Origin of the sequence: Rhizobium laguerreae, from assembly GCF_002008165.1 — a bacterium.
GTDB lineage: Bacteria > Pseudomonadota > Alphaproteobacteria > Rhizobiales > Rhizobiaceae > Rhizobium > Rhizobium laguerreae.
In genome coordinates this window covers 61,239-87,900 of the sequence record NZ_MRDM01000014.1, presented here as the reverse complement: position 1 = coordinate 87,900, position 26,662 = coordinate 61,239, and the positions used below count along the sequence as shown (strand labels likewise).

The 26,662-nt window shown below is 62.9% G+C and carries 27 protein-coding genes; 18 read left to right on the top strand and 9 right to left on the bottom strand.

The window, feature by feature from the left end; translation table 11 throughout:
- The first annotated feature begins 31 nt into the window (after positions 1-31).
- Positions 32-466, top strand: a complete 435-nt coding sequence (locus BS630_RS16175; protein ID WP_077978219.1) for a CBS domain-containing protein — start codon at positions 32-34, stop codon at positions 464-466.
- Between the two features lie 64 nt (positions 467-530).
- Here BS630_RS16175 and BS630_RS16170 read toward each other — a convergent pair whose 3' ends face one another.
- From BS630_RS16170 to folE, 3 genes are all read right to left on the bottom strand, one after another.
- Entirely contained in the window at positions 531-1,493 is a 963-nt protein-coding gene (locus BS630_RS16170; RefSeq protein WP_077978218.1) for a patatin-like phospholipase family protein, read from the bottom strand.
- 117 nt (positions 1,494-1,610) lie between these two features.
- Positions 1,611-2,063: a phosphoribosyl-AMP cyclohydrolase gene (hisI, locus tag BS630_RS16165; protein ID WP_077978217.1), complete on the bottom strand. Its 453-nt coding sequence runs from the start codon at positions 2,061-2,063 to the stop codon at positions 1,611-1,613.
- A 25-nt stretch (positions 2,064-2,088) separates the two neighbouring features.
- Positions 2,089-2,703: a GTP cyclohydrolase I FolE gene (gene folE, locus BS630_RS16160; protein ID WP_017960561.1), complete on the bottom strand. Its 615-nt coding sequence runs from the start codon at positions 2,701-2,703 to the stop codon at positions 2,089-2,091.
- A gap of 309 nt (positions 2,704-3,012) precedes the next feature.
- Here folE and BS630_RS16155 point away from each other — a divergent pair, with 309 nt between their 5' ends.
- From BS630_RS16155 to thrS, 5 genes are all read left to right on the top strand, one after another.
- Positions 3,013-3,459 carry an iron-sulfur cluster assembly scaffold protein gene (locus BS630_RS16155; RefSeq protein WP_065280044.1) on the top strand — a complete coding sequence of 149 codons (447 nt, stop codon included), beginning with the start codon at positions 3,013-3,015 and terminating at the stop codon, positions 3,457-3,459.
- A gap of 5 nt (positions 3,460-3,464) precedes the next feature.
- Positions 3,465-3,869, top strand: coding sequence for a membrane protein insertion efficiency factor YidD (gene yidD, locus BS630_RS16150; protein ID WP_077978216.1), 405 nt, complete (start codon positions 3,465-3,467; stop codon positions 3,867-3,869).
- A gap of 5 nt (positions 3,870-3,874) precedes the next feature.
- The gene (locus BS630_RS16145) at positions 3,875-4,294 is read left to right on the top strand and encodes a DUF2267 domain-containing protein (protein ID WP_077979194.1); all 420 of its coding nucleotides are present in this window, start codon (positions 3,875-3,877) and stop codon (positions 4,292-4,294) included.
- A complete protein-coding gene (locus BS630_RS16140) occupies positions 4,291-4,818 on the top strand; it encodes a DUF1697 domain-containing protein (protein ID WP_077978215.1) in 528 nt (175 codons plus the stop codon). The genes BS630_RS16145 and BS630_RS16140 overlap by 4 nt, the downstream gene beginning before the upstream one ends.
- Positions 4,819-4,942: 124 nt before the next feature.
- Complete coding sequence (gene thrS, locus BS630_RS16135; protein ID WP_077978214.1) at positions 4,943-6,928, top strand: threonine--tRNA ligase; 1,986 nt, start codon at positions 4,943-4,945, stop codon at positions 6,926-6,928.
- A gap of 234 nt (positions 6,929-7,162) precedes the next feature.
- Here the strand turns inward: thrS and BS630_RS16130 are convergent, their stop codons facing one another.
- Positions 7,163-8,260: a hypothetical protein gene (locus tag BS630_RS16130; RefSeq protein WP_077978213.1), complete on the bottom strand. Its 1,098-nt coding sequence runs from the start codon at positions 8,258-8,260 to the stop codon at positions 7,163-7,165.
- 113 nt (positions 8,261-8,373) lie between these two features.
- On the opposite strand from BS630_RS16130, the gene BS630_RS16125 reads away from it, so the two are divergent.
- The 3 genes from BS630_RS16125 (at position 8,374) to BS630_RS16115 (ending at position 10,820) form a co-directional block, all read left to right on the top strand.
- Complete coding sequence (locus tag BS630_RS16125; protein ID WP_077978212.1) at positions 8,374-8,958, top strand: nitroreductase family protein; 585 nt, start codon at positions 8,374-8,376, stop codon at positions 8,956-8,958.
- On the top strand, positions 8,958-9,569 hold the full coding sequence (locus BS630_RS16120; RefSeq protein WP_062944302.1) for a flavin reductase family protein: 612 nt from the start codon (positions 8,958-8,960) through the stop codon (positions 9,567-9,569). The genes BS630_RS16125 and BS630_RS16120 overlap by 1 nt, the downstream gene beginning before the upstream one ends.
- 108 nt (positions 9,570-9,677) lie before the next feature.
- A complete protein-coding gene (locus BS630_RS16115) occupies positions 9,678-10,820 on the top strand; it encodes a DUF2336 domain-containing protein (protein WP_077978211.1) in 1,143 nt (380 codons plus the stop codon).
- A gap of 99 nt (positions 10,821-10,919) precedes the next feature.
- Here the strand turns inward: BS630_RS16115 and BS630_RS16110 are convergent, their stop codons facing one another.
- Positions 10,920-11,342, bottom strand: a complete 423-nt coding sequence (locus BS630_RS16110) for a hypothetical protein (protein WP_077978210.1) — start codon at positions 11,340-11,342, stop codon at positions 10,920-10,922.
- Positions 11,343-11,470: 128 nt separating this feature from the next.
- On the opposite strand from BS630_RS16110, the gene BS630_RS16105 reads away from it, so the two are divergent.
- Complete coding sequence (locus tag BS630_RS16105) at positions 11,471-11,929, top strand: GNAT family N-acetyltransferase (protein ID WP_077978209.1); 459 nt, start codon at positions 11,471-11,473, stop codon at positions 11,927-11,929.
- A gap of 20 nt (positions 11,930-11,949) precedes the next feature.
- On the opposite strand, the gene BS630_RS16100 is transcribed toward BS630_RS16105, so the two are convergent.
- The 3 genes from BS630_RS16100 to parE form a co-directional block, all read right to left on the bottom strand.
- Positions 11,950-13,167, bottom strand: a complete 1,218-nt coding sequence (locus BS630_RS16100; protein ID WP_077978208.1) for an AI-2E family transporter — start codon at positions 13,165-13,167, stop codon at positions 11,950-11,952.
- 116 nt (positions 13,168-13,283) lie between these two features.
- Entirely contained in the window at positions 13,284-14,438 is a 1,155-nt protein-coding gene (locus BS630_RS16095; protein ID WP_077978207.1) for an esterase-like activity of phytase family protein, read from the bottom strand.
- Between the two features lie 203 nt (positions 14,439-14,641).
- A complete protein-coding gene (gene parE / locus BS630_RS16090) occupies positions 14,642-16,744 on the bottom strand; it encodes a DNA topoisomerase IV subunit B (protein WP_077978206.1) in 2,103 nt (700 codons plus the stop codon).
- A 210-nt stretch (positions 16,745-16,954) separates the two neighbouring features.
- On the opposite strand from parE, the gene BS630_RS16085 reads away from it, so the two are divergent.
- The 5 genes from BS630_RS16085 to BS630_RS16065 all read left to right on the top strand — a co-directional run bounded on the left by BS630_RS16085 (position 16,955) and on the right by BS630_RS16065 (position 21,705).
- On the top strand, positions 16,955-17,854 hold the full coding sequence (locus tag BS630_RS16085; RefSeq protein WP_077978205.1) for a phospholipase: 900 nt from the start codon (positions 16,955-16,957) through the stop codon (positions 17,852-17,854).
- A gap of 126 nt (positions 17,855-17,980) precedes the next feature.
- On the top strand, positions 17,981-18,751 hold the full coding sequence (tpiA, locus tag BS630_RS16080; protein WP_025394640.1) for a triose-phosphate isomerase: 771 nt from the start codon (positions 17,981-17,983) through the stop codon (positions 18,749-18,751).
- A gap of 131 nt (positions 18,752-18,882) precedes the next feature.
- On the top strand, positions 18,883-19,389 hold the full coding sequence (secG, locus tag BS630_RS16075; RefSeq protein WP_025394639.1) for a preprotein translocase subunit SecG: 507 nt from the start codon (positions 18,883-18,885) through the stop codon (positions 19,387-19,389).
- 143 nt (positions 19,390-19,532) lie between these two features.
- Positions 19,533-21,161: a CTP synthase gene (locus BS630_RS16070; RefSeq protein ID WP_012757532.1), complete on the top strand. Its 1,629-nt coding sequence runs from the start codon at positions 19,533-19,535 to the stop codon at positions 21,159-21,161.
- 73 nt (positions 21,162-21,234) lie between these two features.
- Positions 21,235-21,705: an SRPBCC family protein gene (locus BS630_RS16065; RefSeq protein WP_077978204.1), complete on the top strand. Its 471-nt coding sequence runs from the start codon at positions 21,235-21,237 to the stop codon at positions 21,703-21,705.
- A gap of 38 nt (positions 21,706-21,743) precedes the next feature.
- Here the strand turns inward: BS630_RS16065 and BS630_RS16060 are convergent, their stop codons facing one another.
- Positions 21,744-22,832 (bottom strand): citrate synthase/methylcitrate synthase, encoded by a 1,089-nt coding sequence (locus BS630_RS16060; RefSeq protein WP_077978203.1) that lies wholly within the window; start codon positions 22,830-22,832, stop codon positions 21,744-21,746.
- 83 nt (positions 22,833-22,915) lie between these two features.
- Here BS630_RS16060 and BS630_RS16055 point away from each other — a divergent pair, with 83 nt between their 5' ends.
- The 3 genes from BS630_RS16055 to BS630_RS16045 all read left to right on the top strand — a co-directional run bounded on the left by BS630_RS16055 (position 22,916) and on the right by BS630_RS16045 (position 26,596).
- Entirely contained in the window at positions 22,916-24,061 is a 1,146-nt protein-coding gene (locus tag BS630_RS16055) for a citrate synthase (RefSeq protein ID WP_077978202.1), read from the top strand.
- A 154-nt stretch (positions 24,062-24,215) separates the two neighbouring features.
- A complete protein-coding gene (locus BS630_RS16050) occupies positions 24,216-24,734 on the top strand; it encodes a FecR domain-containing protein (protein ID WP_077978201.1) in 519 nt (172 codons plus the stop codon).
- Between the two features lie 5 nt (positions 24,735-24,739).
- Positions 24,740-26,596 (top strand): CHASE2 domain-containing protein, encoded by a 1,857-nt coding sequence (locus BS630_RS16045; RefSeq protein ID WP_077978200.1) that lies wholly within the window; start codon positions 24,740-24,742, stop codon positions 26,594-26,596.
- The last annotated feature ends 66 nt before the right edge of the window (positions 26,597-26,662 follow it).

Below are 26,662 nucleotides of genomic sequence, written 5' to 3'. Positions count from 1 at the left end.
GACAAGTGTTTCACGGACATAGGAGGTTCGAATGACCAGTTCAGTCAAAGCAATCCTCGACCTGAAGGGCAGGGACGTCGTCACCGTCGGGCCGAACGCCACCGTCGCCGAGGCGGCCGTCATCCTCAGCAGGAAGAAGATCGGCGCCATCGTCGTCGTCGGCATGGAGAACCGGATTTCGGGCATGTTCACCGAGCGCGATCTCGTGCATGCGATCGCCAAACACGGCAAGGAAGGCCTCGACCAGCCGCTGGCCCAGGTCATGACCGCGAAGGTCTATCGCTGCCATGAGGAGACGACCGTCAACGAGCTGATGGAGCTGATGACCAGCCGACGTTTCCGTCACGTGCCGGTGGAAAGCAACGGCAAGCTTGCCGGCATCATCTCGATCGGCGACGTGGTGAAATCGCGTATCGCCGAAGTCGAGCGTGAGGCCGAGGAAATCAAGGCCTATATCGCCGGCTGAGGTTTTCGGCTGCCTCGCTTGGTGTCGTCGTCCCAAACCGTCACACGCTTTCGCACGACGTGCATCAGGGGTTGCTTGCGTAGACTTCCTGCATGCGCTGGATCTCGGGGAGCCGGGCTCTGGCTTCCTCGTAGCCGCGTTCGATCGCCTCGCCGGCCCGGTGGAATTCGGAAAGGCCGATATAGCTGAGGCGCGGCTGCAGCGAAATATCCGGCGGATCGCCGGCAAGGCGGGCGCGGGCGATCCTGTCCTGGATGATGTTGAAGGCCTGCACCATGACGCCGGTCATGCCGAGGCGCGCATAGGGCGCCTCTTCCTGTTTCTGCACTTCCTGGGCCGACAGGCTGGCATTGTGCCGAACGACGGCCGAGCGGCCGTAGAGATCGTAATTGAGATTGACGGCGACGACGAGCGGCTGCTCGTAGGCTCGGCAAACGGAGACGGGGACGGGATTGACCAGCGCCCCATCGACCAGCGTGCGGTGATTGCTGCGCACCGGCTCGAAAATGCCGGGCAGGGCATAAGAGGCGCGCAGCGCCGTAATCAGCGAACCATTGGCAATCCAGACCTCATGGCCGGTATTGACCTCGGCCGCGACCGCGACGAACGGCCGGTCGAGATCCTCGACGTTCAGGCCTTCGAGATGTTCCTGCATGCGCTTGGTCAGCCGCATGCCGCCGAACAGGCCGCTGCCGCCGATGGTGAGGTCGAGGAGACTTGCGATGCGGCGCATCGTCAGCGAGCGCGCGAAACTTTCGAGTTCATCGAGCTTGCCGGCGAGATAGCAGCCGCCGACCAGCGCGCCGATCGAGGTGCCGGCAATCATGCCGATCTCGACCTTTGCTTCGTCGAGTGCGCGCAGCACGCCGATATGGGCCCAGCCGCGGGCAGCGCCGCCGCCGAGTGCGAGCGCAATCTTGATTTTCTTTTGAGGCGCAGGAGGCGGGAGCATCTCGAGCGTGGTCGATATGCCGGAACCGGAACCCTCGCCTTCAGAGCTTTGACGATGCAGACTCCAGCTCAGCATGGCGCTCTCCCCTCCCAGCAGAACACTTGATTTTCGATAGTGTGCCCGATCAGTTTCCAAATGGTATATAGATGCGGTTTCTGGCGCAATAAGGAGCAAATGCCGGGGAATTTCAGGCTATTTTCCGTAGACATCCTGCGGATCGAAATGAAGCTCGTCGTCAAAGATATCAAGCATCGGCTTTCCGTCTCGAAGCGTGATCGTCCGGTAGAAGCAGGAGCGGCGGCCGGTGTGACAGGTGGCGTCGTGGCCGGCGACCTCGACCTTCAGCCAGATGGCGTCCTGATCGCAATCGGTGCGGATTTCCTTCACCGTCTGGAGATTACCCGAGGTCTCGCCCTTCTTCCAGAGCTTGCCGCGCGAACGGCTGAAATAGTGCGCGGTGCCGGTCTGGATGGTCAGCGCCAATGCCTGGGCATTCATGTGCGCCACCATCAGCAACTCGCCGTCGCCGGCGTCGGTGACGATCGCGGTGATCAGGCCGCGGTCGTCGAAACGCGGCGTGAAATCGCCGGCGTCTTCCAACGCCGACTTGTCCTCGGATGGTTGATTGAAGATCAGTTGACTCATCGCGGCCCTCCTGAGGGAGCCGGTATCAGCGGCTCCGCACCATGGTCATGAAGCGGGCCTGATCGGCCGGCTCAGTCTTGAACGTTCCCGTGAATGTCGTCGTCAACGTGGTCGAGCCCTGCTTCTGAACGCCGCGCATCGCCATGCACATATGTTCGGCCTCGATCAACACGGCGACGCCGCGCGGATTCAGCGTATCGTCGATGGCCCGGGCGATCTGCGCAGTCATCGTTTCCTGCGTCTGCAGGCGGCGGCCATAGATCTCGACGACACGCGCAATCTTCGACAGGCCGAGCACACGCCCGTCCGGCATATAGGCAACGTGGGCCTTGCCGATGATCGGCACCATGTGGTGTTCGCAATGCGAGTAGAACGGAATATCCTTGACGAGGACCATGTCGTCGTAACCGGCGACCTCCTCGAAGGTGCGGCCGAGCACGTCTTCCGCCGCCATGTCGTAACCGGAAAAAAGCTCGCGGTACGATTTGACGACGCGGGCCGGCGTTTCGAGCAGGCCTTCACGTGTCGGGTCGTCACCGGCCCAGCGCAGCAGAACGCGAACGGCTTCCTCCGCCTCCTGCTGGGAGGGGCGATCCGAGTCGCGGTTCGTCTGCGGAAAATTCTTTACGATGGCGTCCATGAACAATGGTCTCCTGGTCCGCACCGCGGACCCATCTGTCGGAATCGCCACTGGTCAATCCCATGCGGGAATTCATGCACCTTTGGCAGGCTCCGGGGCTTTCAGGGCAATTTCAACGCCCGTCCGGCACGGTTTCCCAATCAAACTTACACCAGGCCATTGCATTTTCATGGCCTTCGAACGACATACATATAGGAAGACGGCCATCGTATGTAAGTATCCTCACACGACACGGTGTGTTTTTTGTTTTGACGACAATAACGCCCTCAGAGAGGCCGATCCGCAGCGATTTTGGAGCGGAAATCCAGCATGGACGATATCTACAATAGCAAAATCCTCGAATTCGCCGGCAATATTCCGCTGACCGGCACGCTTGATGATGCCGATGCGAGCGCCCAGGCCCATTCGAAGCTCTGCGGCTCGAAGGTACGGATCTGGCTGAAGATGGATGGCGACACCGTGACCGGTTTTGCCCATGACGTGAAGGCCTGCGCGCTCGGCCAGGCCTCGTCCTCTATCATGGCCCGCCATGTGGTCGGCGCCACGTCGGACGAACTGCGCCAGGCCCGCCAGGACATGCTCGCCATGTTGAAGGCGGACGGGGCGGGGCCCCGTGGACGATTCGAAGACATGCGCTATCTGCTGCCGGTGCGGGACTACAAGGCCCGCCATGCCTCGACGATGCTGACCTTCGATGCCGTCGTCGATGCGATCGGGCAGATCGAGGCAAAACGGGCGGAAGTTGTCGAGGCGTAACTGACATGTGCGAGTTCTGCGTTCGGCAGGCCGATGATGAGGACGACGGTGGTGCCACCGGATCAGCAAAGCCGCGCGAAAAGGCCGCACGCACCTCCCGCAACTATGCCGGCCCGTTCCGCAAGACACCCGACCGCCTGCTCGGCATGGGGCTGGTTCGCCTCTATCAGCTGACGCTTTCCGGCTTTGTCGGCAATTCCTGCCGCCATATCCCGACCTGCTCAGAATATGGCTACGAGTCGATCGCCCGCCATGGCTTGTGGGCCGGCGGCTGGATGACGCTGTTTCGCGTCGGACGCTGCGGCCCGGGCGGCACCAGCGGCCTCGACCAGGTGCCGGAGATGCTGGGCGACGGCTTTCCCTGGTGGACGCCGTGGCGCTACTTTGCCCTCGGACGGAAGAAAGGGTGAGCGTCATGACGATGCCCGGCGAATACAGGCGTGCATCGGAAGACTTCGACCATTATCTCGATGATGTGAGAGCCGATACGCTGATCGACAGCCGCAATGTGGTCTACACTATGACCCAAGGGGTCTTTCAGACGTTCCGCCGCCGCCTCGATTTCGCAGATGCACTCCGGTTTGCCGATGTACTGCCGCCGGTGCTGCGCGCGATCTTCGTCTCCGACTGGAATCCCGACGAGGCCAAACGGTCCTTCGAGGATCGTTCGGCGATGACGCGGGAGGTGCAGTCACTGCGCGGTGACCATAATTTTGCGCCCGACACCGCCATCCGAGACGTGGCGATGGCCGTTCGAAAACATGTCGACGCCGCCGCATTTGACAGAGTGCTGAAGACCTTGCCCGACGGCGCAGAGGAGTTCTGGCAGCCATGAGCACCTTCATCGCCCTTCTGCACAGCATTGTCCTGACGCCCGACCGCCGCGTCGTCATGCAGGATTTGCGCGCCCTTGCCGAAGAGCTCGGCTATCGCGAGGCGCGCACGCTGGTTTCTACAGGCAATCTTGTCTTCGAGGCCGACGAGATGCGACCGCACGAACTCGAGACCCAGCTGGAAGAGGCCTTTGAAGAAAAGTTCGGCAAACATGTCGATATCATCGTGCGCAGCGACTGCACCTGGATGGCGCTTTGCAGCACCAATCCCTTCAAGGATGGCAATGGCGACCAGGTCATCGTCCGGGTGATGCGTCTGCCGGTCGACCCGCAGAAGGTGGAGGCGCTGAAACCGCTGATGACGGAGGGACAGCGCATCGCCGTCGTCGGCGGCGATCTCTGGATCGATTTCGCCGGCAAGCCGAGCCAATCCAAGCTGCTTTCGGCGCTGACGACCAAGCGGCTCGGCGTCGGTACGATGCGCAACTGGAACACCGTGCGCGGGCTGACTGAAATGATTATATAGCCCCCGCTTTTTCTTTACTCAGACAGGAAATCTGGCTATCAGGCGGCAGCGCATTCAGCTCCGCGGAGGCGCTTTCATGTCAACCACCCGCATTCGTTGGCGGGACTGGACAAGGAGAATTTCGATGTCCCAAGCTATTTCCCTGACATTTCCCGATGGTTCCGTGCGCGGCTATGATGCCGGCGCAACCGGCCGGGATGTCGCCGAATCCATTTCCAAGTCACTCGCCAAGAAGGCGGTCGCCGTTGCAATCGACGGCGCCGTGCGCGACCTTTCCGATCCCGTGACGACCGGCAGGATCGAGATCATCACCCGCAATGACGACCGCGCGCTGGAACTCATCCGCCACGACGCGGCGCATGTCATGGCTGAAGCAGTGCAGGAGCTCTGGCCCGGCACCCAGGTGACGATCGGCCCGGTCATCGAAAACGGCTTCTATTACGACTTCGCCAAGAACGAGCCCTTTACACTCGACGATCTGCCGAAGATCGAAAAAAAGATGAAGGAGATCATCGCCCGCAACGCCGCCTTCACCAAGCAGGTCTGGTCGCGCGAGAAGGCGAAACAGGTCTTCGCCGACAAGGGCGAGCAGTACAAGGTCGAACTCGTCGACGCGATTCCGGAAGGGCAGGATCTCAAGATCTATTACCAGGGCGACTGGTTCGATCTCTGCCGTGGCCCGCACATGGCCTCGACCGGTCAGATCGGCAGCGCCTTCAAGCTCTTGAAGGTGGCCGGCGCCTATTGGCGCGGCGACAGCAACAACCCGATGCTGAGCCGTATCTACGGCACGGCCTTCGCCGAGCAGTCGGAACTCGACAACTACCTGCATATGCTTGCCGAAGCCGAAAAGCGCGATCACCGCCGCCTCGGCCGCGAGATGGATCTCTTCCATTTCCAGGAAGAGGGTCCCGGCGTCGTCTTCTGGCACGGCAAGGGCTGGCGCGTATTCCAGACGCTGGTCGCCTATATGCGCCGCCGGCTTGCTGGCGACTATCAGGAGGTCAATGCGCCGCAGGTGCTCGACAAGTCGCTGTGGGAAACCTCCGGTCACTGGGGCTGGTACCGCGACAACATGTTCAAGGTAACGGTTGCCGGCGACGACACCGATGACGACCGCGTCTTCGCGCTGAAGCCGATGAACTGCCCGGGCCATATCCAGATCTTCAAGCACGGGCTGAAATCCTATCGCGAGCTGCCGATTCGGCTCGCCGAATTCGGCAATGTCCACCGCTACGAGCCGTCAGGCGCGCTGCATGGGCTGATGCGCGTGCGCGGCTTCACGCAGGACGATGCGCACATCTTCTGCACCGACGAGCAGATGGCCGCCGAGTGCCTGAAGATCAACGACCTGATCCTTTCGGTCTATCAGGATTTCGGCTTCGATGAAGTGACGATCAAGCTCTCCACCCGGCCGGAAAAGCGCGTCGGTTCGGACGAGCTCTGGGACCGCGCCGAAAGCGTGATGATGGGCGTGCTGGAGACGATCCAGCAGCAGTCCAACAATATCAAGACCGGCATCGTGCCGGGCGAGGGCGCCTTCTACGGTCCGAAGTTCGAATATACGCTCAAGGATGCGATCGGCCGCGAATGGCAGTGCGGGACGACGCAGGTCGACTTCAACCTGCCGGAGCGGTTCGGCGCCTTCTACATCGACAGCAACTCGGAAAAGACGCAGCCGGTGATGATCCATCGCGCCATCTGCGGCTCGATGGAGCGTTTCCTCGGCATCCTGATCGAGAACTTCGCCGGCCACATGCCGCTCTGGGTATCGCCGCTGCAGGTGGTGGTCGCAACGATCACCTCGGAAGCCGACGGCTACGGGCTTGAAGTGGCCGAGGCGCTGCGCGAGGCCGGTCTCAACGTCGAGACCGACTTCCGCAACGAGAAGATCAACTACAAGATCCGCGAGCATTCGGTCACCAAGGTTCCTGTCATCATCGTCTGCGGCAGGAAGGAGGCGGAGGAGCGCACGGTCAATATCCGCCACCTCGGCAGCCAGGACCAGGTTTCGATGGGGCTCGACGCCGCCGTCGAGAGCCTTGCCCTCGAAGCGACACCGCCTGACATTCGTCGCAAGGCCGAAGCAAAAAAAGCCAAGGCGGCCTGAAAGCGGCCGGGAACCGACAGCGCTGGGCTTCGGCGCTGTCGGAAGCTGATCTATCACCATAATATTATCGGAACGAGTCATCCCGAGACCGGGGTACGATTCAGAAAAATACTCTATGGCAATGATGGAATCCGCGCCTGAGCACCGCAGAGCTGCACGGTCGGGGCTTCTGGCCGCGATCCGTCTTCTCAGTGGCGCCGACGTCGGCTCGAGCCGAAACCGCTCACGGAAAAATCAATCGAGGCTGGTGTCGTCGCCGCCCTGCGGCACGAGCTGTTCGTAGGAGGGCAGCGGCTCCACCGGAGCCGGCTGGACGCCTGGCGGCGGTGGCGTGCCGACCGGTACCTGCTGCACCGTGCGGGCCGCGCTGACCGGCGGCTGCGGCTGCTGGTCCTTCATCAGAACCTCGACATCGGTGTTCCTGCCGGCGACGACGGTGAAATCGCGCTGGTAGATCTTGTCCTTGTTGCGGGCGACGGCGGAATATCCGCCTTCGGCGAGAACCATGGTCGGGAAGGCGCTGACACTTTCGCCGACACTGTCGCCGGCTGCCGTCAGGATCGACCATGCGGTATCGGCAATCGCCTCGCCGCCGGCATCGGAGACCAGCTTGAAAGTTATCTGCGCGGCACGATGCTGGATCGTCGCCTCGGTCAGCTTGCCGGCCTCGACCTGGATGTCGGCGCGGATCACGGCGTTGACGTTGCCATATTCGGAAACGATGTGATAGGTGCCAGCATTGAGACGGATGACGGTATTCGGCGAGACATCGGCCATGACAAGGCCGCGCTCGCCGTCGTCGCGCACGTCCGAGGAATATATCGAAAAGCTCAACTGGTCGGGGCGGATGCGGGCGTCGGTGCCGGAGATGGCATTGAGCAGCAGGCCGCCCGCATCGAGCACCATCACCTGTTTTTCGACCTCGCCTTCGGCGGGCACGGTCAGTTTCTTGGTGACGCCGGCGCGGCCGAAAGAGACGTTGACGAAATAATCGCCGGCAGCGAGCTGGAAGGCGGCGGGGCCGCCCTTGGCGCTGGCGATCAGCGGCAGCTTGCCGTCGGATCCGGCGATTGGGCTGAAGACATACCAGGAGAGGCCTTCCTCAATCGGCGTGCCGTCCGCCGTCAGCTTGGCTTCCATAGGGACGTCACGCAGCTTGACCCCTTCGGGCACCGTGCCGGGCGCGATGAAGGCATCGAGCTTCGGCATCTTCGGCGTCGATTCAAGCTGTTTGAATTCCTTGAAAGCATCCTGAGCGCCGGCGCCGAGGGGCATCAATACCATCAGGGCAATGGCAAGGCCGATGCGTGCAAAAGGCAAAATGCCAAACATCTGTTTCGTGAACCGATTGACTTCTGAAATCGCAAAGGTCACTTCAAGACCAACGCGATGGCAAATTCAAGACCCACCCTTTGCAGCAGCATAAAAATGAGAGCTTCTCCCGTATGAAATCCGATATCAAGCTGATCGACTACCTCGCCGTGCGCCGTTCCATCCCCGCTTTTCAGATGTGCGAACCAGGCCCCGAGAAGGCCGAGATCGAGGAGATCCTGCGTCTTGCCTCGCGTGTTCCCGATCACGGCAAGATCGCGCCCTGGCGCTTCATCGTCTATCGCGGAGAGCAGCGCGTGCGTCTCGGCGAGGAACTTCTGACGCTGGCACTTCAGACAAAGCCCGATCTCTCCGATGAGATGATCCAGGTCGAGCGCAGCCGTTTCACCCGTGCGCCCGTGGTCGTCGCCGTCGTCAGCAAGGCGGGGCCGCATATCAAGATCCCGGAATGGGAGCAGATGATGTCGGCAGGCGCGCTTTGCTTCAACGTCATCCTCGCCGCCAATGCCAACGGTTATGTCGCCAACTGGCTGACGGAGTGGTTCGCCTATGACGAGCGCGCCTATCCGCTGCTCGGCGTCGGGCCTGATGAAAAAGTAGCGGGCTTCATCCATATCGGCTCGACGACATTTCCGGCGATCGAGCGGCCGCGGCCGGAGCTTGCCGATACCGTGACCTGGGTCGGCGGAGACGACTGATGTTCTACACCACCGACAGCAACCGGCACGGGCTCGCGCATGACCCGTTCAAGGCGATCGTGTCGCCGCGCCCGATCGGCTGGATCGGCAGCAAGGGCAGGGATGGTTCGATCAATCTGGCGCCCTATTCCTTCTTCAATGCCGTTGCCGACCGGCCGAAGCTGGTGATGTTTTCTTCGGCCGGGCGCAAGCACAGCCAGCGCAACGCGGCCGAGACCGGCGTCTTCACCTGCAATTTCGTCAGCCGCGATCTCGCCGAGAAGATGAACCTCTCCTCGGCGGCGCTGCCTTATGGCGACAGCGAATTCGACTTCGCCGGCCTGACGGCGAAGCCGGCCGAACTGATCGACGCGCCCTATGTCGGCGAGGCCTTCGCGGTGCTCGAATGCAGGGTGACCGAGATCATCGAACCGAAGACGCTGTCGGGCGAACCATCCGAAAACGTCCTCGTCTTCGGCGAAGTGGTCGGCATCCGCATCGATGAGGCGATCGTCAGGGACGGCCGCCTCGACATGTCGATCGCCCGACCTTTGGCCCGCATGGGCTACATGGATTACAGCGAAGGCAGCGATGTTTTCGAGATGATCCGGCCGCAGACGCAGCAAGGCTGAGCCGAACCGGCAAGGCATCCAAAGGCTTAAGAAACATGGTGAACCAATCTTAAACCTTTTGCCGCTACGGTCGCAGCATTGAATGGAGCGCGAGGGAATCGCGTTCAAATGCTGGGGCGTCGCGTGATCGTAGAAGCTTTCCTTCGTTGGATCGAAACGGCCAAGACCGGTGACCGGGCGCGGGCAGCAAACGCCCTCGGGCGCGCCTATCTGCAGTCCGAAATGTCCACGGATGAGCGGGCGGCGGCCGAAATGGCGATGACCTTTCTACTCGACGATCCGTCGCCGCGCGTGCGGCTTGCGCTTGCCGAGGCGATCGCCTGGTCGCCCGATGCGCCGCGCAACCTTGTCCTTTCGCTTGCCGAAGACCAGCCCGAGGTCGCCTGCCACGCGGTGACCTGCTCGCCACTTTTGAGCGATGCCGATCTCGTCGACCTTGCCGCGCGCGGCAACGGCGCCACCCGCATGCTGATCGCCGCCAGAGCGCATGTGACACGCCCGGTCTCCGCCGCCCTTGCGGAGGTCGGCGACGAGGAAGAACTGCTCTGCCTGCTGGAGAATGACGGCGCGGTGATTTCCAGCCTATCGTTGAAACGCATCGCCGAACGGCTCGGCGACTGCTGCGATATTCGCAACCTGCTTCTCGACCGCAGCGATCTTCCCGCCGATGCCCGCCAATTGCTGACCCAGCATGTCAGCAATGCGCTGGTCGGCCTGCCGCTGGCGCAGGCGGCGATCGGTCTGCAGCGGCTTCAGCGCATCAGCCGCGAGGCGACCGAGGCTGCCATCGTTTCGATCGCCGGCGACATCGCCCCGCGCGAAATACCCGATCTCGTTCAGCATCTGCGCCTCAACGGCCGGCTGACGCCGTCCTTCCTGATGCATGCGCTTTGTGCCGGCAAGGTGGACTTCTTCGCCGGCGCGATCGTCGATCTGACCGCGTGCAGCGAGCGCCGCGTGCGTTCGATCCTGGCAACCGGGCGCATGCATGCCGTGCGCGCGCTCTATGAGTCCGCCGGCCTGCCGAGGGATATCAGCGTGATCTTCGTCGAGGCGACGATGCTGTGGCGCGATGCCGCCAGAAAAGCGCCGGGCAGCGTGCTCGGCAATGTCTGCGGCCGTCTTCTCGAAAAATTCCGCCATCACGACGCGCATGGTGCGATCGGCGAGTTGCTCGACATGGTGGAAAAGCTGCACGTTAACGAGCAGCGACAATCGGCCCGCGTCTATGCGGCACTTGCGGCGGCCTAGCGCATCGGCCCGAAAATCGGAATCGATTTTCGGAAAGCACGATGCGAGGATTGAAAGTGTTAGAGCGTCCTTTGTGCGTCCGAAAGCACGCACGGCGCCCTAATCGGCCAGCCGAGTCACCACCCATGAATAGCTGGCGGAGACGAAGTGCACGGGCTTGGTCAGTGTGTCCTTAACGCTTCTGCCCGAGGGCAGGTGGGCGCGGACCTGCCCGGCGATGCCTTCAGCAAAACCGGCGATCCTTCCTGTGGGTTCGTCGGGCGCGGCCACAACGACCTCGGGCGCAGCGGCAGGCACTGGCGCCGCTTTCGGTGGCTCGGCGGCTGCGATCGTTTTCGGCGCCTCGCACACCGCGATCACCGAGGGATAGTTGACGTTCACATAAGTCTTCAGCCTTCGTTCGGCTTCGGCATCGCAGGCGGCAACAGTTCCCCAGCGTTTATCGACGGTCGCGACATAATTGCACTGGCTGATGGAATCGTCGCAGCCGAGAATGGTCATCGCGATCAGCACCGCTTGCATATTCTGCTTCCTTGATTATTGAGCACTTCATCGTCTTAGAGGGCGCAATTCCAACCGAATGAAGGCAAGGGCATTAAGTCTTCGTCATATCGGGGAAAATTGTGCCCCGCGCCAGCAGAGGGAGCAGCATGTCCATCACCATTGCCCTGGAGCCGCCGCGTCAGGAGGGCGTCATCCGGCTTCTCGATCTTTCCGATGCCTATGCGCAATCGCTCTATCCTGCGGAGAGTAACCATCTGGTCGACCTTTCCATGCTGGAGAAACCTTCGGTGAGCTTCCTGGTCGCGCGCAATGGCGATGCGATCGTGGGCTGCTGCGCGCTGGTAGAGGCCGGGGACGGCACGGCGGAGATCAAGCGCATGTTCGTCGATCCCGAGGCGAGGGGCCTGAGGATCGCCAGCAGTCTGATGAATGCGCTCGAAGCGATCGCCGGAGAAAAGGGTCTGACGGCGATCCGGCTCGAAACCGGCATCTACCAGCCCGAGGCGATCGCTCTCTACCGCAAATATGGATATCGGGACGTCGAGCCTTTCGGCAGCTATCTGGCGGACCCGCTCAGCCTGTTCATGGAAAAGCGGCTGGGGTAGCCGGTCTCTTCAGGGCATGTTCAGCCTTCGGCGACGCGCGGCATGGTTTTCGGCGAGCCGGGGACCGGCGGCGGGGCCTGTTCGTCGATGATGATCTGCGGTCCGGTTTCGCTCTTGTCGGCGTTGCGGGCCTCGTGGATCCATTCGCGCCAAATGGCAACGATCAGCGCCATCAGCACCGGGCCGATGAAGAGGCCGAGGAAACCCATCGTCTTGACGCCGCCGACGAGGCCGAAGAAGGTCGGCAGGAAGGGCAGCTTGATCGGACCGCCAACGAGTTTCGGCCGCAGCGTCTTGTCGACGATGAAGAGTTCGACAGTCCCCCAGACGAAGAGACTGATGCCGGCGACATGCGAGCCGCTCGCCAGCAGATAGACGGAGACCAGCGTGAAGGAGAGCGGCGCACCGCCAGGTATCAGCGCCATCACGCCGGTCAGCACACCGAGCGTCACCGGCGACGGCACGCCGGCAATCCAGTAGGCAAGGCCGAGCACGATGCCTTCGCCGATCGCGATCAGCGTCATGCCCATGACGGTGGAGCTGATCGTCGCCGGCACGACGCGGGAAATGCGCTCCCAGCGGTTGGGCAGGATGCGCTCGCCCAGCATGTCGATCTGCTTGGAGAAGGAGAAACCGTCGCGATAGACGAAGAACAGCGCGATCAGCATGAAGAGCAGCGTCAGCAGCAGGTGGAAGGCGCCGCCGCCTGCCGCCAGCACGGCGCGGTATATGTTGCCGATATTGGCGCCGCTGACCGCCTGGATAACGTCGCCGAGTGCGCCGGGACTGCCGATATATTTTGTCCAGACTTCATCGAGATAGGCGCCGGCCCAAGGCAGCGCGACGATCCAGTCGGGTGTCGGGGCGCCGGCGCGGTTGGCGTGGATTGCCCAAGCGACCCAGGTGCGCACTTCGCCCGTCGTATAGGTGACCGCAAGCCCGATCGGGATGACCAGGAAGGTGATGATCAGGATGATGGCGATGGTCGCGGCGATCGTCGTATTGCCGCCGACGCGGGCAAGAAGCTTGCGGTAGAGCGGCCAGCTGGCAAAGCCGATGACGAGGGCTGCGAGCACCGGCACGAGGAAGCCGTAGAAGAAATAGACGCCGGCAGCGACGACCAGGACCAGCAGCCAGCGCGCCGCCGAAATGGAGGGAATCAGCGGCGTACGCGTCTGTGCCGACGATCCGAGCCATCGCGGTTCATGATTGCTTTTCTGACGGTCGAACACACCCACGCGCGCCTCTTCTTTTTCTTGTACTCTGGTTATGGGCCATGATCCCGACGGTTTCAAGGTCGGCACCGTGAAAGCGTATACAAAGCGTGCCTATTCGACCCTCAGATCCGGACGTCTTACTGCTGTGGGCGGCTGAGGATCTTGAAGGCATAGAATTGTGTCTTCTGGCTGGTCGAGAAATTATTGTCGGAGCCGAGAATGAGGACCTCGGCGCCATCCTTGGCCCTGCCGAGCGACATGGCCTCGATATTGTCGGGAACGAGGCCGATCGCTCTCAAATCGAGCACCTGGCTTTTGCGGACGGGGACGACGCGCTGGTCGTTTTGGGCGAGGGACGCGATGGTGGATACATCGGTGGCCTCAGTCAAATCCATCATCATGATCTTGATGTTGTTGCCGAAGCCCTGGGCATAGCTGCGTTCGACGGCGAGCAGGCGGTGATCGTCGAGGGCAAGAATCTCGGACATGCCGTTGTCATTGCCGCCGTCGGGCTTGGTGGCGGCCTGCGGAATCGGCGAGACGGGATAGACGTACTCAGCCTTCGGCTTTCCGGTGGCGCCGTCGTAGCGGACGATGCGCGACAGGCTGCCTGACGTCAGCGAGGATTTCGGACCATCCTGGTAGAGGGCGGCTTCGACACCGACGAAAACATCGCCGGAGGGTGCGACCGCGAGATCCTCGAAGGCGAGGTTGTCGCGGATGCCAGTCGACTTGTCCGCGGTCGGCGCGAAACCCTCCGGCAGCTTGAATTCGCGGACGAAGGAACCGTCCGGCGACGCGACGCGGACGAAGGGTGCCAGCAGCGCCTTGCCGTCGCCTTCGCTGCCCCAATAGATGCCGTCCTTGCCGAGGCGGATCGATTCCGGATCGACGGTCCGGGCAGCAAAGGGCTCGCCGTTCTTGTCCTTCAGGGTCACCTGCTTGACGATCGAAACGCCCTTGAGGCCCGACGCGTCGAGATCGACGTCGAGTTCATAGAAACGGGCAGGGCCTCTTTCCGAGCGGTCGTCGCTGATGGCGAGATAGTGGCCGGTGGCGGCATCGAAATCGAGGCCGGAAATACCGCCGAATTCGATGCCGTTTTCCATGTGGCCGGTGGGGATGACGAATTCACCGAGATAAGAGAGCGAGATGCCGGCGGCGCAATCGCCGAAGGGGCAGGCGGTCTCGAAGATGGCGCCGATATCGGTGGCTCCAATATCTGTGGTGCTGGCGGTGACTGTGCTGGACAGGAGAACGAAAGCGGCAGCCGCGAGAAAACGCTTGGTCATGACAAATATCCGGCAAGGGTTGAAAACGGTTCGACCGGCGCAAATGCTGCTCCCTTGGGAGGCACGCCGACCGCTTCATGCGCCGGTTGTTTGACGGAGTTGTTACGGTTCTTCGTCAGTTCCGTGAAATCGATCGTGAATGCTAAAATGCGGCGCGCCGAACCCGTGTCTATCCGACCGATCGGCGCGCTCGATGGTATATTCTAGATATCGAGGTTTTCGGCGAAGGCTGCGCGATCCTGGATGAAGCGGAAGCGGGCTTCCGGTTTGGTGCCCATCAGGTCGTCGACGGCGGCGCGGGTGCCTTCGAAATCCACCTCGTCGATCAGCACCTTGAGCAGGGTGCGCTTGGACGGATCCATCGTGGTTTCCTTGAGCTGGGCGGGCATCATTTCGCCGAGACCTTTGAAGCGGCTGATCTCGACCTTGGCCTTACCCTTGAACTCCGTCTGCATCAGCTCGGCGCGATGATTGTCGTCGCGGGCATAGGCGGATTTCGCCCCTTGGGTGATTTTGTAAAGCGGCGGCACGGCGAGGAAGAGGTGGCCGCCGCGCACCAGCTCCGGCATTTCCTGATAGAAGAAGGTGATGAGCAGCGAGGCGATGTGGGCGCCGTCGACGTCGGCATCGGTCATGACGATGATGCGTTCGTAGCGCAGGTCTTCGTCGCGGTATTTCGAGCGGGTGCCGCAGCCGAGAGCCTGGACGAGATCGGCGAGCTGCTGGTTGGCGCCGAGTTTCTCGCGGCCGGCGCTGGCAACGTTCAGGATCTTGCCGCGCAGCGGCAGAATTGCCTGGTTAGCGCGGTTGCGCGCCTGCTTGGCCGAACCGCCTGCCGAATCGCCCTCGACGATGAAGAGTTCGGCGCCTTCAGCGGTGTTCTGCGAGCAATCGGCGAGCTTGCCGGGCAGGCGCAATTTGCGCACCGCGCTCTTGCGGTTGACTTCCTTTTCCTTGCGGCGGCGCAGACGCTCCTCGGCGCGCTCGATCACCCAGTCGAGCAGCTTGGCCGACTCGTTCGGGTTGTCGGCAAGGTAATGGTCGAAGGGATCGCGCAGCGCGTTCTCGACGATGCGCTGCGCCTCGACGGTCGCAAGCCTGTCCTTGGTCTGGCCGACGAATTCCGGCTCGCGGATGAAGACCGACAGCATGCCGACGGCCGAGATCATCACGTCGTCGGTGGTGATCTGCGCGGCGCGCTTGTTCTGCGTCAGCTCGGCATAGGCCTTCAGGCCCTTGGTCAGCGCGATGCGAAGGCCGGCCTCATGCGTACCGCCTTCGGGCGTGGGGATGGTATTGCAATAGGAATGCACCTGCGGATCGCCGCCATACCAGGTGATCGCCCATTCCATCGAGCCGTGGCCGCTGGTCTTCTCGGTCTTGCCGGCAAAGATCTCGCGGGTGACGGTGAACTCCTTGCCCATCGTCGCCTGGAGATAGTCCTTGAGGCCGCCGGGGAAGTGGAAGACGGCCTTGTCAGGGACCTCGGAACCTTCTGGCAGCACGCCCGCCTCGCAGCTCCAGCGGATTTCGACGCCGCCGAACAGATAGGCCTTGGAGCGCGCCATGCGAAAGACGCGGGCGGCATCGAACTTCATGTGATCCCCAAAGATCTGGGGGTCCGGATGGAAGCGCACGCGGGTGCCGCGGCGATTGTGGACGTCGCCAAGCTCTTCGAGACCGCCCTGCGGCAGGCCGCGGGAGAAGCGCTGGCGGTAGAGTTTGCGGTTTCGCGCCACCTCGACCTCGAGGTCGTCGGAGAGCGCGTTGACGACCGAAACGCCGACGCCGTGCAGGCCGCCCGAGGTCTCGTAAGCCTTGCCGTCGAATTTGCCGCCGGCATGCAGCTTGGTCATGATGACTTCGAGCGTCGACTTGCCCGGCACTTGCGGATGGTTCTCGACCGGGATGCCGCGGCCGTTGTCGGAGACGGTGAGATAACCCTCGAGGTCGAGATAGACCTCGATGAAATTGGCGTGCCCGGCGACCGCCTCGTCCATCGCATTGTCGATGACTTCGGCAAACAGGTGGTGCAGCGCCTTTTCATCGGTGCCGCCGATATACATGCCCGGGCGCATGCGCACCGGCTCAAGGCCTTCGAGGACGCGGATCGACGAGGCGCCGTAATCATCGGAGTTCGAGGCGGCGGGCGCCGGGCGTGCGGAGGCTCCGGCAGCAGAGGGTGCTGCCGCTGCGGCGGGCGCAGCCGTCACCGGCGGCCGTTCGGCGGGCGCCGCAGGCTTCTTCGCCTCCTCGCGTTTTTCAGAGAGGGGCATTCCGGAAAAAAGGTCGTTGCTATCGTCCATGGAGCCGTTCAGATCTTCATCCTGTCTTAGGTCTGGCTTGGGCGGGCATCCGCCGCCGACCCAAAATCACCGCATTTCATGCCACGTTTGCGAATCAGGCAGATTTTGCCAGAAAGCACACCTATACGCGACACCGCCGGACTTGGCGGCCTTTTCCTGCGTTGCCGGGCGCAGAATGGCAAGCGGCGGCCGGCTTCAGGAACCATCCGAATGCGAATGTCCACAAGTCATTGCACCATCATCACCGCAATTGCGGCGTTTTTCTTGTCCGCGGCCATCCTGTCCGCTGTTGGTCCGGCAGAGGCGGCCAACGCTTTGCCGCCTTTCAAGGACGATCTGTTTTCCAAGCAGAGCGTGCTGCAGACAGGCGACGGCGGCGCCTTCGAGGTCATCGACTATGACGAGATGCGTGACATCAACGGCCGCGACCAGATCCCGCAAAAGCGGGTGCAGCAGAAATATGTGGCACTCGGCATCCGCAAGGCGCAAGCGGACGAGACGCTGTCTCTCGACGGCATCAAGCTCGATGTCACCAGGGTGGGACCGGCCGGAAATGCCGCTTTCACGGTGATTTTCATCCATGGGCGCGATGGCGACCGGCGGCTCGGGGCCAACGACTACAGCTTCGGCGGCAATTTCAATCGCCTCAAGAACCTCGTCGCCGGCAATGGCGGCGTTTATTATTCGCCGACGGTCAGGAACTTCGACAGCAGCGGCGTTGCGGCGATCAGCGGCCTCATCCGCTATGCCAGCGCGCAATCGCCCGGCCGGCCGGTCATCCTTTCCTGCGCCTCGATGGGCAGCCAAGTTTGCTGGGGCGTTGCGCGCGACAGCGACAGCGTCAAGCGTCTGAAGGGCATGCTTGTTATGAGCGGGGTCAGCGATCCCGATTTCACCAGAAGCGCCTTCTACAAGGCGAAGCTGCCGCTGTGGTTCGCCCATGGCAGCCGCGACCCGGTCTATGCCGCCGCTAACCAGCAGGCGCTGTTCGAAAGCCTGCACAATGCAAAGTATCCGGCGCGTTTCACGCTGTTTCAGACCGGCAATCACGGGACGCCGATCCGGATGATCGACTGGCGTAAGGTGTTGAACTGGATTCTGGCTGCTTAGCGGACGATTTTCGGCAGAAATATGCGCGAGATCGCAGAGATTCCCCTTACGTCAAGGGCATGATGCTTTTCTTTGCTGCAAGCTTTTGATATTGCCCAAGGCATAAGCAGATTGTGGAAGGCCAGCATGACACCTGATGTACGCCCGCTTGTGGCGGGAAACTGGAAAATGAATGGCATGCGTGCCTCGCTGGATCAGATCAAGACGATCGCCGAGGGTGTTCGCCCGCCGCTGGCCGACAAGGTCGAAGCGCTGATCTGCCCGCCGGCGACGCTGCTCTATGTGGCGACGGCGCTGTGCACCGACAGCCCGCTGGCGATCGGCGCTCAGGACTGCCATCAGAACCCATCCGGTGCGCATACCGGCGACATCTCGGCCGAGATGATTGCCGATTGTTTCGGCACCTATGTCATCGTCGGCCATTCCGAGCGGCGCACCGACCATGCCGAAACGGATCATTTGGTGCGCGTCAAGGCGGAGGCCGCCTTCGCCGCAGGGCTGACGGCGATCATCTGCATCGGCGAGACCGCGGATGAGCGCCGGACAGGCCAGGCGCTCGACGTCATCAAGCGCCAGCTTTCCGCCTCGGTTCCGGACGGCGCCACCGCCGAGAGCACCGTCATCGCCTACGAGCCGATCTGGGCGATCGGCACCGGCGTGACGCCGACATCAGGTGATGTCGAAAAGGCGCATGCCTTCATGCGGGCAGAGCTTGTGGCCCGCTTCGGCGACGAAGGCCGCAAGATGCGTCTTCTCTATGGCGGCTCGGTCAAGCCGGGCAATGCCCATGAGCTGATGGGCATTGCCAATGTCGACGGCGCGCTGATCGGCGGAGCGAGCTTGAAAGCGGCCGACTTCCTCGCCATCTACCGGGCCTATGAGGCGCTGCTCGCCTGAGGCATTTTTTATTCCTGGGTTTATTCCCGAGTTTATTCCTGGCTGAAGGGCTTGGAATAGATGAAAGCCTCATGTAAAGAGCCGCCAGAATTCTTAACTTTGTCCGTCTCCAGGCGGGCAGGACTGGACCCATGCAGACCGTATTGATTGTCATCCATCTCATGATCGTGCTCGCCCTTGTCGGCGTCGTGCTCATCCAGCGCTCGGAAGGCGGCGGCCTCGGCATCGGCGGCGGTTCCGGCTTCATGTCGGCCCGCGGCACGGCCAATGCGCTAACGCGCACGACCGCGATCCTTGCGACCCTGTTTTTCCTGACCTCGCTCGGCCTCGGCATCCTGACGCGTTACGAGGGCCGTCCGAGCGACATCCTCGACCGCATTCCGGCAACCGGCGGCCAGGGCAACGGTATTCTCGATTCGCTCGGCGGCGCGCAGGCTCCGGCAACCCCGCCGGCCGGCAACGGCGTTCCGAGCAGCGGCGCGGCAGCACCCGCACCGCAGGCGCCAGCAACTGGGGCGCCGGCAACTGGCACTCAGGCTCCGGCGGCCACCGCTCCGGCAACGACTGCCCCGGCAACGCCCGCAGCTCCGGCCGCGCCGGCACCGGCTCAGCCCTCCGGCGTCCCGACGGGACAGTAAGCCGGTCTTCGACATAAACCGCCGGCAGGCCCTCGGGTCTGCCGGTTTTCTTTTGTTCAGATTCCTGCGCCACGCATCGAAAGTTCTGGAAAAGAATTTTTGGGCTGGTGGAATCGTTTTTGAAAAGGTATCCGGTGAATCCCATGGCGCGATACGTATTCATCACTGGCGGCGTGGTTTCCTCTCTCGGAAAAGGAATTGCGGCCGCGGCTCTCGGAGCGTTGCTGCAGGCCCGTGGATATCGGGTTCGGCTTCGCAAGCTCGACCCCTATCTGAACGTGGATCCGGGCACGATGAGCCCGACCCAGCACGGCGAGGTCTTCGTCACCGACGACGGCGCGGAAACCGATCTCGATCTCGGTCACTACGAGCGCTTCACGGGGCGTTCGGCGACCAAGACCGACAACATCACCACCGGCCGCATCTACAAGAACATCATCGACAAGGAACGGCGCGGCGACTATCTCGGCGCGACGGTGCAGGTCATCCCGCACGTCACCAACGAGATCAAGGATTTCGTCATCGAGGGCAATGACGACTACGACTTCGTCATCTGCGAGATCGGCGGCACGGTCGGCGACATCGAAGCGATGCCGTTCATGGAGGCGATCCGCCAGCTCGGCAACGACCTGCCGCGCGGCACCGCCGTCTATGTGCACCTGACGCTGATGCCCTATATCCCGGCGGCCGGCGAGCTTAAGACCAAGCCGACGCAACATTCGGTGAAGGAACTGCAGGCACTCGGCATTCATCCCGATATCCTGCTGGTGCGGGCCGACCGCGAAATTCCGGAGGCCGAACGCCGCAAGCTCTCGTTGTTCTGCAACGTTCGCCCGTCCGCCGTCATCCAGGCGCTCGACGTCGCCAACATCTACGATGTACCGATAGCCTACCACAAGGAAGGCCTCGACGACGAGGTGCTCGCGGCCTTTGGTATCGAGCCGGCGCCGAAGCCGCGGCTCGATCCGTGGGAAGAGGTCTGCAACCGTATCCGCACGCCGGAGGGCGAGGTGACAATCGCGATCGTCGGCAAATATACCGGCCTCAAGGATGCCTATAAGTCGCTGATCGAGGCGCTGCATCACGGCGGCATCGCCAATCGCGTCAAGGTCAATCTTGAATGGATCGAGTCCGAGGTCTTCGAAAAGGAAGATCCGGCGCCCTATCTCGAAAAGGTGCACGGCATCCTCGTGCCCGGCGGCTTCGGTGAACGCGGTTCGGAAGGCAAGATCCACGCTGCCCGCTTTGCCCGCGAGCGCAAGGTGCCGTATTTCGGCATCTGCTTCGGCATGCAGATGGCGGTCATCGAGGCGGCGCGCAATCTCGCCGACGTGTCCGGTGCCTCCTCGACCGAATTCGGTCCGACGAAAGAGCCGGTGGTCGGCCTGATGACCGAATGGGTCAAGGGCAACGAGTTGCAGAAGCGCACGGCAGCCGGAGATCTCGGGGGCACGATGCGCCTCGGCGCCTACAAGGCGGCGCTGAAGAAGGGCACGAAGATCTCGGATATCTACGGTTCCACCGATATTTCCGAGCGTCACCGCCACCGCTACGAGGTCAATATCGACTACAAGGACCGGCTCGAGAACTGCGGCCTCGTCTTCTCCGGCATGTCGCCTGATGGTGTGCTGCCGGAGACGATCGAATATCCCGATCATCCCTGGTTCATCGGAGTGCAGTACCACCCGGAACTGAAAAGCCGGCCGCTCGACCCGCATCCGCTGTTTGCCAGCTTCATCGAAGCGGCGACGGAACAGAGCCGTCTCGTCTGACGACTGACAGCCCCAGATCGCGTTGTTTCAGGCGCGATCTGGATAACATCCGTGCCTGCGCTAACTTGCCGGCATGACCCCTTCACGCAGCACCACCGTCTCACGCTTCATCGCCGCACCGCGCGAGCGCATCTACCGCGCCTTCCTCGATGCAGACGCGGTCGCCACCTGGCTTCCGCCTGATACGATGAAGGGTATTGTCCATGCCTTCGAGGGCAGGGAAGGCGGTGCCTTCAGCATGTCGCTCGTCTATCCCGACGACGAGACATCGCAGCCGGGCAAGACCTCCGACAAGACAGACAGGTTTGAAGGCCGCTTTGCCAAGCTCGTGCCGGATGAACGAATCGTCTGGGCAACGGTCTTCGATTCCGAGGACGAGGGCTTTTCCGGCGAGATGACCGTCAGCACGATGTTGTCGCCTGCGGATGGAGGCACCGATGTGACGATGGTCTGTGACAATATTCCGCCCGGGATCCGCCTCGAAGACAATGAGGAAGGATGCCGCTCGACGCTCGGCAAGCTGGCCGCTTTCGTCGGCGGTTGAGGATCGGCGGCAGGACATGCTGCCGCCGAATTCAACCTTCACGCGGCCGCCGGCAACGGCCCGATATAGACCGAGCGTGGCCGGATCAGCCGGCCGTCGAGCGCCTGTTCGCGCGCATGGGCCAGCCATCCGACGGTGCGGCCGATCGCGAAGACGCCGGTAAAGGCCTCGCGGGGAAAGCCGAGCGCTTCGAGCAACAGCGCGGTATAAAATTCGACATTGACGTCGAGCGGCCGGTTCGGCTTGCGTGCCTTCAGGATCGCCAATGCAGCGACCTCCACGGCTTCCGCCAGAGCGCCGCGGGCGCCGTTCACCTGGCCGATTGATATCAGCGGCTTCAGCGCTCCCTTCAGCGCATCGGCGCGCGGATCGCGGACGCGATAGATGCGGTGGCCGAAGCCCATCAGCCTTTCGCCGCGGTCGAGCGCTTCGCCGAGCCACGAGTAAGCATTCTCCGCCGTTCCGATCGCATCCAGCATGTCGAGCACGGGACCGGGCGCGCCGCCATGCAGCGGCCCTTTCAGCGCGCTCACCGCCGCGAGTACGGAGGAGGTGAGGCCGGCCTGCGTCGAGGCGATGACGCGCGATGCGAAGGTCGAGGCATTGAGGCCATGGTCTGATATCGTCACGAGATAGGTGTCGAGTGCCGCTGTCTGCTCCCAGGTCGGCAATTTTCCGGTCAGCATGCGCAGGATATCGGCCGCCTGCGGCAGCGAGGCGTCCGGCGCGATCGGCCTTTTGCCGCGTTGCTTGCGAAGGATCGCCGGCAGGAAGACGGCGGGCGCCGCCAGAAGGCTGAGAGCGGTATCGAAATCCTCGCCGTCGGGCAGGCGGGCGATCAACGCCCGCATCGCATCAACAGGAGGCAAAGCGAGCAGGGCGGCATCGGCGGCCTTGATATGGCCGAAAATCCTCGTTCGCGCCTGCGCCAACCAGTCGCGCAATTCCGCTTCGTCGAAGCTTTTTTCCATCAGCCCATCGAGCAATAGGGCGGCGACGCCTTCATAGGTGCCGTTTGCAACCAGGTGATCCAGCGATACGCCGCGGATGATCAGTCGCCCCGCTTCGCCATCGACATCCGAAAGCTGTGTTTCGGCAGCAATGACATCTTCCAAGCCGTTTTTCATGTTGTTTCTCCTTTACGGCCCGGATGATCCGACCTAGTCTCATTGACGTCAATCTTGATGCAATTGATCAACATGAGGTTCCGATGTCGTGGCTGACTGCCGAGGAGGCGCTGCAGGCACTGAAGACCAAGCCGCAGACGCTTTACGCCAATGTCAGCCGCGGGCGCATCCGCGCCAAGGCGGATCCCGCCGACCCGCGCCGCAGCCTCTACCAGGCCGCCGACGTACAGCGGCTTGCCGAACGCCATGCCGGCCGCCGCAAGACCGAAGCTGTCGCCGCCGAGGCGATCCGCTGGGGCGATCCTGTTCTGTCCTCGGCAATTTCCACCATCATCGGCGGACGGCTTTTCTATCGCGGAAAAGATACGGCCGGTTTCGCTGAAGTCGGGACGCTGGAGCAGACGGCGGCGCTGCTCTGGAACGGTGCGGAGCCACTCTCCCCCGGCAGCGAGACCAGGCATGCCTCTCCGTCGCTTCAGGCGGCGTTCCTGGCGCTGGCAGGGCGAGTGCCATCGGATCTGCCGTCGCTCGGCCGCTCGCAGGCAGCACTTCGGCGTGAAGCAAGCCGGGTTCTCTACACGGTCGCCGATGCGCTGGCGCCTGGGCCTTCCGACCGGCCGCTGCATCTCAGGCTTGCGGCAAGCTGGCAGCGGCCGGAGGCTGCCGATTGCCTGCGCCGCGCGCTGGTGTTGCTTGCCGATCACGAACTCAACGCATCCGCCTTCGCGGCGCGGGTCACGGCATCGGCGGGTGCAGCACTTTCAGCCACCGTGCTGTCTGGTCTGGCGACGCTGACAGGGCCGCTGCACGGCGGCGCCTGGCAGGGCGTCGACGCTTTGATCGAGAACGCCTCCACTCTTGGGGCGGCACAGGCGATTCGCCGCACGCTTGCCCAGGGCAATCGCCTGTCAGCCTTCGGTCATCCGCTCTATCCCGATGGCGATATCAGGGCCATAGCGCTGCTTTCGCACTTCCCCCTTCCGCCGCAGTTTGACGAGGTTCGGCGAGTGGGCGAGGAGATGGTCGGCGAGAAGGTCAACGTCGATTTCGTGCTTGCGGCAATGGCCGCCGCTTTCGACCTCCCGAGGGAGGCGCCGATCATCCTGTTCTCGCTCGCCCGTTCAGTCGGTTGGCTTGCGCATGCGATGGAACAGATCGACAGCGGCGAATTGATCCGGCCGCGGGCGCGTTATACCGGACCGACGCCTGAAACGGATAGTAGAGCGTAAGAATTCCCCCGACGATTGCGCCGATCTGCTTTTTTTTGCCTAGGGAAATATTTGAATTCGGCTATCATGCCTTAAATCAAAGAAGACAGTTGGGAAGAAGACGGTTGGCGGGCGCTTTCGAAGAGACCTGTCTGCACGGTCAAGGGGACTTTCCATGAATACGATGCTTCGCAACCTTTTTGCCGCCGCACTCGCTGCCGGCCTTATTCCGCATGGGGCGGCCTTTGCGCAGTCTGCCGGCTGCACGGTATCGCGTGATGCCGACGCCCGCCAGGTGCTCAGTTGTCCCGGCGGCGTCACGGTGACAGCGGAAGCCGGCGCGGCATACAGCCTTGTCGACCGCAACCGTGACGGCAGTCCCGATTCGGCATCGCTGCGCCGCAAGGCCATTCTTGTCGATGTCGATAACACCCAGCACGCTGGTGGTTTCCAGGTCGTGACGCCGCAGGCGATCGCGGCCGTGCGCGGCACCCAATGGGCTGTCGATGTCGCAGGCGGCCAGACCTCGGTGCTGGTCGTCAGAGGCAGCGTCGCGGTTCGCCGGCCGGCCGGCGAGCCGGTGGTGTTGTCGCCGGGCGAGGGCGTCGACGTTACCGCCGGAACAGAACCCCTCGTCGTGCGTCGCTGGCCGGCGCCGCGCGCCGCTGCCCTTCTTGCCCGTCTCGGCCAATAAGTCCCATGAACCATCGCCTGCTGACTGTGATCGCGCTGCTGCTCGCCGGTCTTTGGGGAGTTGCGCTCGGCTATACCAATCTCCATGCCGGAAGCGGCCTTCTCGACCGGATGGAGGCCTCGCTTGCCGATATCCGAAGCGCCATCGTCGGGGCGAAGACACCGCCTCCCGTCGTCTCGATCGTCGCGATCGACGACCGTACCGCTAGGGCACACGGCTATCCGCTCGATCGGGCGACACTTGCGCGCCTCGCCAACGCGATCACCGCGTTGAAGCCGAAGGCCCTGGCGATCGACATTCTGCTGGTCGATCCAGGGCCGGAGGCGGGTGATGCGGCGCTGACATCAGCCCTTCGCCAGGGGCCAAGCGTGATAGCGGCCGCGGCCACCTTTGCGCAAAGCAGCCAGCGGGTCACCGATGCGGCCGAGGATACGTTTGCCGCCATCCCGGAGGCAAACCAGCTGCTGTTGCCACTCCCCCGCTTTGCCGAGGCCGCCGCAGTCGGCATCGTCAATGTTGCAACCGACCAGACCGGCACGCCGCGCTTCATTCCGCTGATCTCACGTGCCGCAGACCGGCTGGATCCGGCTTTTCCGTTGCGTGCCGCGTCGGTGGCGCTCGGCGTCGATCCTACGATCGAACGCGACGCCATCATGCTCGGAAAGTTGCGTATTCCCACAGATATCGGCCAGCGTCTGCCGGTGACCTTCTATGGCCGGCACGGCAGCATCGCCACCTTCAGCGCCGCCGATGCGCTGGATGGCAAGCTTTCGGCGGATGCGGTGGCGGGCCGCATCGTCGTCATCGGTTCGACTGTCACCGGCGGCGGCGATGTCTTCCCGACGCCGTTCGATCCCGTCATGCCCGGCGTCGAGGTGATGTCGACGGCGATCACCCATCTTGTTACCGGCGACGGCATGGTGCGCGACCGCAGGATGCGGCTGATCGATGCTGCCACCGCCATCGGACTGCCGATCGTGCTCGTGTCGCTGGTCGCCTGGCGAAGGAGTGCGGCAGGCTATGTCATCATCGTGCTGACGCTGATCGTCTGGGCGATGCTCAATCTGTCGGCCTTCGCAAATGGCTACTGGCTGAGTGCGGCGCTGCCGATCGCCGCGGCGCTGCCGCCGGCGTTGGTTTATGGCGCGGCCGAACTCTGGCTCGACCGCGGCCGCGCCCGCCATTATGCCGAGCAAAGCGCGCGCCTGCAGCGCATCGAGGCGCCCGGGCTCGGCGAGTGGCTGGCGCGCGATCCGAATTTCCTCGCCGCGCCAGTGCGCCAGAATGCCGCCGTCATCTTCATCGATCTCTCGGGCTTCACCGGCCTCAGCGAAAATGTCGGGCCGGTGGCGGTGAGCGAAATGCTGAGCGGCTTCTTCGAATTGGTCGACGAGGAGGCGCGCGCCCATGGCGGCGCCATCACCAGCTTCATGGGCGACGGGGCGATGATCCTGTTCGGCCTGCCGGAGCCCGCCGATGACGACGCCGCACGCGCCGCTGCCTGTGCTGTCAGCCTGTGCGAGCGCACAAGGGCCTGGCTTCAAGCGCATGCGGGCTTCGCCCAGAAGAAGATCGGCTTCAAGGTCGGCGCCCATTGCGGCCCGATCGTCGCCTCGCGATTGGGCACCGGCGACCGGCAGCAGATCACGGCGGCGGGCGACACCATCAATGTCGGCAGCCGGCTGATGGAGGTCGCCGCCCGCCATGGCGTCGAACTGGCGCTGAGCGCCGAAATCGTCCGCGCCGCCGGTCCCGATAGCGTGCTCACGCAGTCCGGCCGGATGGAGGGACCGTTGGAAACGGCGCTGCGCGGCCGGGCAAGCCGCATCGACGCCTGGCTGTGGCGCAGCCGCACGCTTTGACAATCGCAGCGGGAGCGGCTAGGAACGGCGCAAATACCCCGCCGGCTGGCTCCGGCCATGGCGCAG